Here is an 8,500-nt window from a genome sequence, read left to right as displayed (position 1 = left end):
AACAAGAAGAGGCTGTGGTGCGCCTAAAGGTTAAAACCCAGCTAGAGACTACTCGCTTTTTGTCAGGCTATGACACGACCCGAGATGTTTGGAAGCTCGATTTTCGTTCTTTCTCGCGTTTAATGGATCGTGGAAGTCAGCGTTTGTATCGTCTAAACGATGGACAGGTTTTAAAAGACTCGGTTGAAAAACGCCACCAATTCAATTTGGTGAGCTGTCAAAAGATCAAAGACCAGCCCACGGTATATCAGCGTTGGAAAATCACTGTAAACCGTTCGAAGGTGGTCGATATTGAAGAAATCTTAGATTAGTTTTTGAGTGAAAATRCATTTTTCTTACTGAGGTGGTCAGTACAAAACGCGTAAAAATCAATGGCGCTGAGTGGCTTAGAAAAGTAATAGCCTTGAAACTCATCGACTCCCATCTGCTGTAAATTGATCAATTGTTCCTGTGTTTCAACCCCTTCGGCAACCACGCGGATCCCGAGCTGATGTGACATATAACAAATGGTATCGACCAGTATTTGCTGACGAGAAATAGTTGCCATGTGCTCGACAAAGCTGCGATCAATTTTCACTTTGTCAAAGCTTAAGTGATTCAATACCGCCATCGATGACCATCCGGTACCAAAATCATCTAAGGCGAGCTTGACGCCAATGTCTCTTAACTGGTTCATGAGCAAGCTAAATCGACCAATATCATCAATGGTCATGGTCTCGGTGATTTCAAACACTAACCGTTTGCGTTGCTCTGGATGGTGCATAAAAATATTCACCACGTCTGAGAGCAATGACTCACTGAAGAAAGAGTCGGACAGATTGATGGCAACATCGATATGCTGATTGATGGTTTGCCACTCAGTATTCATCGCCGCATAAACTTGGCGTAGGATCCAAGTACCAAGCCGCTGTCCGAGACCAGCTTCTTCTGCCACATCGATTAACAACTGTGGGCTGATTGGGCCTAAGGTTGGATGTCGCCAACGAATCAAAGCTTCGCAACTCAGTTTGTTGGGCTCTGACGATATAATCGGCTGATAGACCAGATACAGTTCATCCTGACTTTCATCAAGCAGTAGCGCTTTTAAATCATCTTTCAGTTGCCGGCGTTTACGCGCATCGGCCTCGAACTTAGGTTTGAAGACCACGATACTGTCTTTTGAAGGAGAAATTTCTTTGGCTTTTAGCAACGCGAGATCGGCATTGTTCAACAGAGTATTGGCAAACGCATCCCCATCTTTGTGGATGATGGGATCGAGGTCTGAACTCTTTGCGATACCGATAGCAACTGTCAGTCGCGCATCAGGGAAAATATCATCAATCGCATGCCTTAGCGTATCGCGTAGTGGTTGGGTAAAAAAGCTTAGATGGTGACCATCAACTGTGGTTAAAACCGCAAACTTGTTACCGCTTAAGCGCGCGCAAATATAACCATAAGGTGAGCAGATACTATTGAGTTTATGCCCGAGTTTAGTGAGTGCATGGTCTCCTTGTTCATACCCCAGTAAATCATTTATGTCTTTAAAGCGGCGGATATCAATGACAAGTAGGGTGTGCATCGTTTGCTTCGTTGCGGCTTGTTGAAGGGCATGCAGTAAATAATTGCGATTAGGTAGTTGCGTTACATTATCTAACCACGCCATTTTCTGTTGTTTGATGTTGTCACGGTACATGCGAACCGAAAAGAACACGAGCAGCGTGAGAATCAGCCCAACAGCGAGATACATCCCTTTCAATTGGTTCTCGAGGTATTCGCGCTGCTTGATAGCGGCGGGTCCAGTAAAGTTGTTAATCATTAAATCCCGAATGGCGGGTAGTATGGCATCCATTTCACTAAGTAGTAGTTGCAAGCGAGGCGTGTTTCCTTCCAACACCGCTTGTTCATATCGTCTTAGTAAGCGGAATGCTCTTTCGACAACAGGTGTTGCATTAAAGGTCTGCCGCAATGTTTGCGTCTCGCTACTGGTCAAAAAGGTGTCATAGCGGTTCCACAGAATATCGTACTTTAAAATGAGGTTACTGCGATCTCGGCGCTGAGTTTGCAGGTATAAGGCGAGATCACTACGAAATTCCAAGGTTTCTAGCTCCATTTGAGCTAATGCCCAAGCTGATAACTGAGTACGTACTGCTTGGCGAGAGTAGTTTTGGTTGAACTGATAAAGCGTTACGACTGCAAAAATAAAGATCGCGAACACAAAGGCAATGAACCAAGTTACAGGACGTTTAAGCATGGCACCCACCTAAGAGGCTGACAATTGTAGCGAGAGAGGACTGGCTTTTTGTCATGCGGCTATTCATGCAATATTTCCACGCGATGGGTTTGCCATACCATACGACTGTGTATTATTTCACTGTCCAGTAGGTTTTCTTCCGATAAAGGGTATATCACCCATATCGGCCCTTTATCGCGAACACGCATCCATTGCCCATCCTTTTTGATGGCAAAAATAGGATTATATTTTTCGATGTCCTCTATTGTGATTTCTGCCCAATAATCATTGAGCGCATATACTTTGAGCTTCGTTGGTGGCATATCCAGTATGGCGAGTAACTTTTGTACGGAGACACCAAGGAACACGTGCTTGCCCTTCGTCCAAGGCGTAGCGGTTTGAATGGTACGATCGGCCACCGAAACCAATTGTTCGCGCGTAAAAGACTCTGTTCCTTCCTTACTGGTAACAGTAAGCATGGGACTGGCAATCGCCGCGCGACCGGCGGTCGTCGCGATCACCCATCCGACAATCAATATCCATTGAAAGAAGTGATGATACGTCGCTCTGCCAGTTATGATGCTGTTTGCCATTATATATGCCTCCTGAGCCCTCCCTATTAAACGTAGTTGTACGCACTGGCTTACTCAAGTGTGGGCGTGGAGGGTGCATTCGGTAGGCTTAGCAAAGTAACTTGTTCTTATATGCTAGAAGATAATTCTATTTATCAATCATTATGGTCATACAATATCATGCTAGTTTGTTTATAAGTCGTCATAATGGCTAAAATAAAAACAATTATTAAACCAATATTCTTTTAATGGGTGAAAGTATGAAACAACCCCACTTTTCTACGTTAGCTGTTCACGGTGGTGATCAAACGGATAAAGGGCACAATGCGGCTTTCCCGCCGATTTACACGGCCAGTAGTTTCATTCAATCTGACCTTAGCCATCAGGCCGATTTTGGTTACTCGCGGGTTGCGAATCCAACCCGTTCAGCTTACGAGAGTGCATTGGCAGCGCTCGAGCAAGGTTGTTATGCGACCGCGACGGCCTCGGGGATGGCAGCGACAGCCTTGGCCTTAGAACTGCTGCCGGCAGGCGCGCACATTATTGCGATGCGCGGTGTGTATGGGGGGACGCATCGCTTGTTCGACAAACTCCGCGCCACCAATAATGGGATCAGTGTCGATTATGTTGATCTCAACGATTTGAATGCCGTAGCAGCCGCGGTCAAGCCGAACACGGCGATGATCTGGATTGAAACCCCAACCAATCCGTTGCTGGAACTTGTCGATATTACCGCTATTTGCCAGTTTGCCCGCGAGCATGCGTTATTAACCTGTGTGGATAACACCTTTGCGACTGCGTGGAACCAAACGCCGTTACGTTTAGGAGCGGATATTGTGATGTTGTCGACCAGCAAATACATTGGTGGGCATTCTGATATGATTGGCGGCGCGCTGGTCACCGCTGATGAAGCGCTGGCGAAAAAAATTGATTTTGCGAAAACCACGGTCGGCGCGATTGCCTCGCCGTTTGATGCTTATCTCGCGTTACGCGGATTAAAAACGCTCGATCTGCGTATGCAGCGCCAATGCGATAATGCGCTAAAAGTCGCGACCGCGCTGGAAAACCACCCTGCCATTGAAGCGGTTTTCTATCCGGGCTTACCGTCACACCCGCAACATGCGCTTTGTCAAACGCAAATGCGCTCAGGGGGGGCAGTGGTCACCATTCAGCTAAAAGGCACGCGGGTGGAAAGCGAGCGATTTTTAAGCCGCTTACGCTACTTCATCTTGGCGGAATCGCTCGGTGGTGTGGAGAGTATGATCAACCATTCGGCGTCCATGTCTCACGGCTCCATGAGTGAAGAGGAACGCGAGGCGATGGGGGTTTTCGATACCACCTTCCGGCTTTCAGTTGGCATTGAAGATAGCCGTGACTTAATTGAAGATCTTCTGCACGCGCTTGATCAGGAGGCRTCATGACCGATTATGGCGTCTGGACGGTGGTGACGCCACTGGTCACGATTGTGCTTGCTGTGGTCACGCGTCAGGTGATTCTGTCGCTGCTGGCAGGGGCGATGGTGGGTTATACCGTGATTGCGAATTTCAATCCATTCGCAGGCGTGGCGAAGGCACTGGATAGTTATATTGGTGTGTTTGCCAGCGCGGGGAACACCCGCACCATTCTGTTTTGCTTTATGGTCGGCGGGTTAATTCGTCTTATCCAAGTCACAGGCGGCACGCGGGCTGTGATTCATGCGCTCACCGAGCGTGCTCAATTGGTGAAAAACCCGATTGCGGTGCAGTTGCTCGCAATGGTCACCACCATGCTGATTTTTATTGAAAGTTCAATTTCCATTATGTCAGCGGGGACGGTGAGTCGTGATTTAGCCGATCACTATCGCGTCTCTCGCGAGAAGCTCGCCTATGTGATCCAGTCATCCTGCGTTGCGACTTGCTCCAGTGTGATGATCAATGGTTGGGGCGCCGCGATGATGGCGATTATCGGCGTGCAAGTCAGCAAAGGGTATGTTGAAGGCGAGCCCTTCACCATTCTATTGTATGCCATCCCTTACAACTTAATGGCATGGCTCTCCTTGCTCGCGGTGCTGTTTTATGTGCTCACTGGGGCGAGTTGGGGGCCAATGGCGAAAGCTGACCAACGTGCGGCAGCTGGGCAAGTATTGCGTGAGGGCGCCTTTCCTATTGCTGGCGATCATCAGCGCGATGATGAGCCGCTAGGCAAAGTGAGCTATTTTGTTTTGCCGTTACTGAGCACCATTTTAATGGTGCCGGTGGGCCTGTTTATCACGGGTAATGGCGATATTGCCTCTGGATCGGGCTCGACCGCTGTTTTTTGGGCGGTGATGGCAGGGACTGCGGTCGCGATGGCTTTCTTTATCGGCACGCGTGTCTTGTCATTAGATGCCTTTTTCCGCCACTTGTTAGCCGGATACGCGAATATGATGCCTCTGGGGGCAATTATGTCGCTGGCATTTTTAATGGGGGATTTATCGGCAGACTTACATACGGGGCACTACATCACTCAGGTGATTGATGGCATTTTGCCTGCAGGATTATCAGCCGCTTTTGTCTTTGTGATTGCCGCTATTATGTCATTGGCGACTGGGACCTCGTGGGGCACGTTTGCAATCATGATCCCGATTGGTATTCAGATTGGTGCAGCGACAGGCATTGACCCGCACTTGATGATTGGCGCATCGATATCTGGGGCCATTTTTGGCGATATGACGTCACCGATCAGTGATACAGGCATTGTCGCGTCGATGGCGACGGGTAACGATCACGTCGACCATATCCGTACGCAATTCCCTTATGTCTTTGCAGTGGGGGTGGTAACTGCGGTCTTGTTTGCGATATTGGGAAGTGCTTAAACGCAGGCTCGGTTGAAAAAAGAAACTGTCCTTGCGAGTTAGCAAGGACAGTTTGTTAATGCCCAAGTCCATGGAGTCAGTCTTTTCGGGCAAAAGGGGCAAGCGAAGGTTGATCTCGTTGTCTAATAAAATGTAGACGCCGAGCCTTATATTGTCTAATTAATCATTCAATCAGCTTGTGTAATCGGAGTCGTGGCTTGATTGAGATACGCAATAATATCATCTGACTCATACATCCATTTCACCTCATCGCCCTGTTGAATACGCAAACAGGGGACTTTAATCTTTCCGCCTCCCTGTTCCAGCTCACGTCGGGCGGCCATATCGCGCTTGGCGTCTTTTGCCGCTAGTGGCAGTCCAAGCTTTCGGCTTGCTTGACGAACTTTGACGCAAAATGGACATGCTTGAAATTGATATAAGGTCACTTGCTTTGAAAACGCGACCATGGCTTGGTGCTGATCTGCGTTCAGCTTTGGTGGCTTAGGCTTAGTGAGCGCTTCAACAACGAGAATGATCCGGCCAAGGATCCAACGAATAACACCCATTTTCACTCCCTGTGTGTATCAAAGTGCAGAGTTTAACACGACAGCGCACGTGACCCTATATCAGGGTTTGTTTCTAAATGGTGACAATGTGTTTCTGATGTGAAACATAGTGGCGTTGTATGGCGCCTTTTGGCTGGTAAACTAACCATCCTGCAACCTCACGATAATAAGCAAACGATTACAGGTACCCTATGACACTGCAAGCCATTGACTTTCAAGCGCCTAATGCGGAGCAAGCCTTTGTTGAATCCTTACGCGAAACGGGATTTGGCGTGCTTAAAAACCACCCACTACAACAGCAGCTCGTGGCTGATATTTACAACCAATGGGAAGGTTTTTTTAACACTGAGGAAAAACACGCGTTTACCTTTAAGCCCGATACCCAAGATGGTTTTTTCCCCTCTAAAATTGCGGAAACGGCGAAAGGCCACACGAAGCGCGATTTAAAGGAATTTTTTCACTACTACCCTTGGGGGCAGTGTCCTTCGGCCCTCCGTGACAACCTGCAATCTTACTATCAACAAGCGACCAGCTTGGCTGAGACCTTGTTATCATGGGTTGAGCGTCAGTCACCGGACAGCGTCAGTGAGCACTACTCACAATCACTTTCTAGCATGATTGCAGGGAGTGAGCAGACATTGTTACGCGTATTACATTACCCGCCGTTAAAAGGCGATGAAGAGCTAGGCGCTATCCGTGCTGCCGCCCACGAAGATATTAACCTGTTGACCATCCTGCCTGCAGCGAATGAGCCGGGTCTGCAAGTGAAAGCGAAAGACGGGCGCTGGCTAGATGTGCCGTGTGACTTCGGTAACTTAATTGTCAATATTGGCGATATGCTACAAGAAGCATCGGGCGGCTACTTCCCCTCAACCACCCATCGCGTGATTAATCCTGAAGGCGCAGATAAAACCAAAGCACGGATCTCGTTACCGCTGTTTTTGCATCCGAAACCGGATGTGGTGCTGTCTTCTCGCTATACGGCGAAAAGTTACCTGACTGAGCGTTTGCGTGAATTAGGTGTTCTGTAAGCGAAAAGAAAAGCCGAGGTGATATGTCCCTCGGCTTTTTATTTAGACCCGTTTCGCGTATTGCAAGTTAAGCGTCATCCCCCAAGGCCTCTTCGATGCGCGCGGCGGCCTCTTCACTGACCCATTGGTGCCAAAGGTCGCGATAGCGACGTAAGAACTCATCGGCGGCGATCTCGCCATCAGCTTGATAATCATCCATCCAAGCGAGCATCTCACTCATGATGCTATTATCGTATTCACGTTGCTGAACGTAGCGAAAGGCGACCGGCGATTGTTCCGCAAATGACGCTGTTGTGAGTGTGTGCACGGGAGAGGTGGGAAATGCAGTGACTTTTGGGGTCTGGCATTCCGCTTGAGTGATACAATTTTTATAGTGCTCAAGATCAACTTCTGCGCCAAGGTCCACTTCGACCATTTCATATTTGCCCATCACCGGCGTCGGTGCCCAGTAATAACCAAACCACGCGTCACGACGATCATTGGCACGAGCAATGGTTCCAGCCAGGCCAGCGGCAGAGCCGGGATCGATCATCTCAAAACCGGCTTCACCCAGTTGAAGTGCATCAAAAAGGTGCGTGGCAGAAATTTGGCAAGTCCATCCGGCGGGGCAGCCCATAAACGCCGCTTTGTCGGGCTCTTCAGGGTGTGGAAATAATTCTGGATGTGACTTAATACCTTCAATGGTAGCAAGCTCTGGATGTTGGTCCACCATGTATTTTGGCACCCAAAAGCCTTCATTTCCGCCTTGGCTAAATGCATTGTCGGCGTATTTGAGTCGCCCATCAGCCACCCCTTTATCGAGCATTGCTTTGTGCGAGTTGGTCCAGAACTCAGGCGCAATGTCCGGCTCACCCTTTTCTGTCATCGATACGCCTGTTGGCATGGTGTCACCGGGGACCAAACGAACGTCGCATCCATAGCCGTTAGCGAGGATAAATTGATCAACATGTGCCATTAGGGTGGCTGAATTCCAATTCATATCCGCAATCGTGACATCGCCGCAGGCTGGCTCATCGGCATAGGCGTTTGGCGTCAAGATAAATAATGGAGAAAGTAGGAGCGCACAGAGTCGGGGTCGCATAGATCGTCCTTGAAAGTCGCTAGTGTTAAGTCAAAACCAAAACGTACCATGCGTCTGATACAAGGTCTATACTGGTTGAAGTGCAAGGTGCTGAATCACAATCTAAAAACACACTTTTTGATCTTTAGGCTAACAACACTCGTTATAAACGCTATTGGTACGCCTCCGTATAGCTGTTGTGCGCGTTGCCGTTGCACCTTTGCTTTGATGACTGATTGTCGAGGAACCT

General features: G+C 48.6%; 7 protein-coding genes and 1 pseudogene. 4 read left to right on the top strand and 4 right to left on the bottom strand.

Annotation, left to right across the window (positions count from 1 at the left end; genetic code table 11):
• A pseudogene (locus BZJ17_RS03375) lies at nucleotides 1-311 on the top strand (hypothetical protein); the annotation flags it as partial.
• Here the strand turns inward: BZJ17_RS03375 and BZJ17_RS03370 are convergent.
• Both BZJ17_RS03370 and BZJ17_RS03365 read right to left on the bottom strand, forming a co-directional pair.
• On the bottom strand, nucleotides 308-2,230 hold the full coding sequence (locus BZJ17_RS03370; RefSeq protein ID WP_077639771.1) for a bifunctional diguanylate cyclase/phosphodiesterase: 1,923 nt from the start codon (nucleotides 2,228-2,230) through the stop codon (nucleotides 308-310). The pseudogene BZJ17_RS03375 and the gene BZJ17_RS03370 overlap by 4 nt on opposite strands.
• A 59-nt stretch (nucleotides 2,231-2,289) precedes the next feature.
• On the bottom strand, nucleotides 2,290-2,688 hold the full coding sequence (locus tag BZJ17_RS03365; protein ID WP_077639782.1) for an oxidoreductase: 399 nt from the start codon (nucleotides 2,686-2,688) through the stop codon (nucleotides 2,290-2,292).
• Nucleotides 2,689-3,041: 353 nt separating this feature from the next.
• On the opposite strand from BZJ17_RS03365, the gene BZJ17_RS03360 reads away from it, so the two are divergent.
• Together BZJ17_RS03360 and BZJ17_RS03355 are read left to right on the top strand one after the other, a co-directional pair.
• The gene (locus BZJ17_RS03360) at nucleotides 3,042-4,202 is read left to right on the top strand and encodes a PLP-dependent transferase (protein ID WP_077639770.1); all 1,161 of its coding nucleotides are present in this window, start codon (nucleotides 3,042-3,044) and stop codon (nucleotides 4,200-4,202) included.
• Complete coding sequence (locus tag BZJ17_RS03355; RefSeq protein ID WP_077639769.1) at nucleotides 4,199-5,614, top strand: Na+/H+ antiporter NhaC family protein; 1,416 nt, start codon at nucleotides 4,199-4,201, stop codon at nucleotides 5,612-5,614. Before BZJ17_RS03360 ends, BZJ17_RS03355 begins: the two co-directional genes overlap by 4 nt.
• Before the next feature lie 167 nt (nucleotides 5,615-5,781).
• On the opposite strand, the gene BZJ17_RS03350 is transcribed toward BZJ17_RS03355, so the two are convergent.
• A complete protein-coding gene (locus tag BZJ17_RS03350; protein ID WP_077639768.1) occupies nucleotides 5,782-6,159 on the bottom strand; it encodes a glutathione S-transferase N-terminal domain-containing protein in 378 nt (125 codons plus the stop codon).
• A gap of 191 nt (nucleotides 6,160-6,350) precedes the next feature.
• Here BZJ17_RS03350 and BZJ17_RS03345 point away from each other — a divergent pair, with 191 nt between their 5' ends.
• Entirely contained in the window at nucleotides 6,351-7,190 is an 840-nt protein-coding gene (locus BZJ17_RS03345; RefSeq protein ID WP_077639767.1) for a 2OG-Fe(II) oxygenase family protein, read from the top strand.
• A gap of 67 nt (nucleotides 7,191-7,257) precedes the next feature.
• Here the strand turns inward: BZJ17_RS03345 and BZJ17_RS03340 are convergent, their stop codons facing one another.
• A complete protein-coding gene (locus BZJ17_RS03340) occupies nucleotides 7,258-8,271 on the bottom strand; it encodes a glycine betaine ABC transporter substrate-binding protein (protein WP_077639766.1) in 1,014 nt (337 codons plus the stop codon).
• Nucleotides 8,272-8,500: the final 229 nt, after the last annotated feature.

This window comes from Salinivibrio sp. IB574 (genome assembly GCF_001996205.1).
Lineage (GTDB): Bacteria > Pseudomonadota > Gammaproteobacteria > Enterobacterales > Vibrionaceae > Salinivibrio > Salinivibrio proteolyticus.
This window is presented reverse-complemented; position numbering and strand designations above follow the sequence as displayed.

What these genes read in the sequence shown, in the direction of transcription:
- BZJ17_RS03365 (WP_077639782.1), bottom strand. Translation starts at nt 2,688, where the DNA reads ATGCTTACTGTTACCAGTAAGGAAGGAACAGAGTCTTTTACGCGCGAA.
- BZJ17_RS03350 (WP_077639768.1), bottom strand. Translation starts at nt 6,159, where the DNA reads ATGGGTGTTATTCGTTGGATCCTTGGCCGGATCATTCTCGTTGTTGAA.
- BZJ17_RS03340 (WP_077639766.1), bottom strand. Translation starts at nt 8,271, where the DNA reads ATGCGACCCCGACTCTGTGCGCTCCTACTTTCTCCATTATTTATCTTG.
- BZJ17_RS03345 (WP_077639767.1), top strand. Translation starts at nt 6,351, where the DNA reads ATGACACTGCAAGCCATTGACTTTCAAGCGCCTAATGCGGAGCAAGCC.
- BZJ17_RS03355 (WP_077639769.1), top strand. Translation starts at nt 4,199, where the DNA reads ATGACCGATTATGGCGTCTGGACGGTGGTGACGCCACTGGTCACGATT.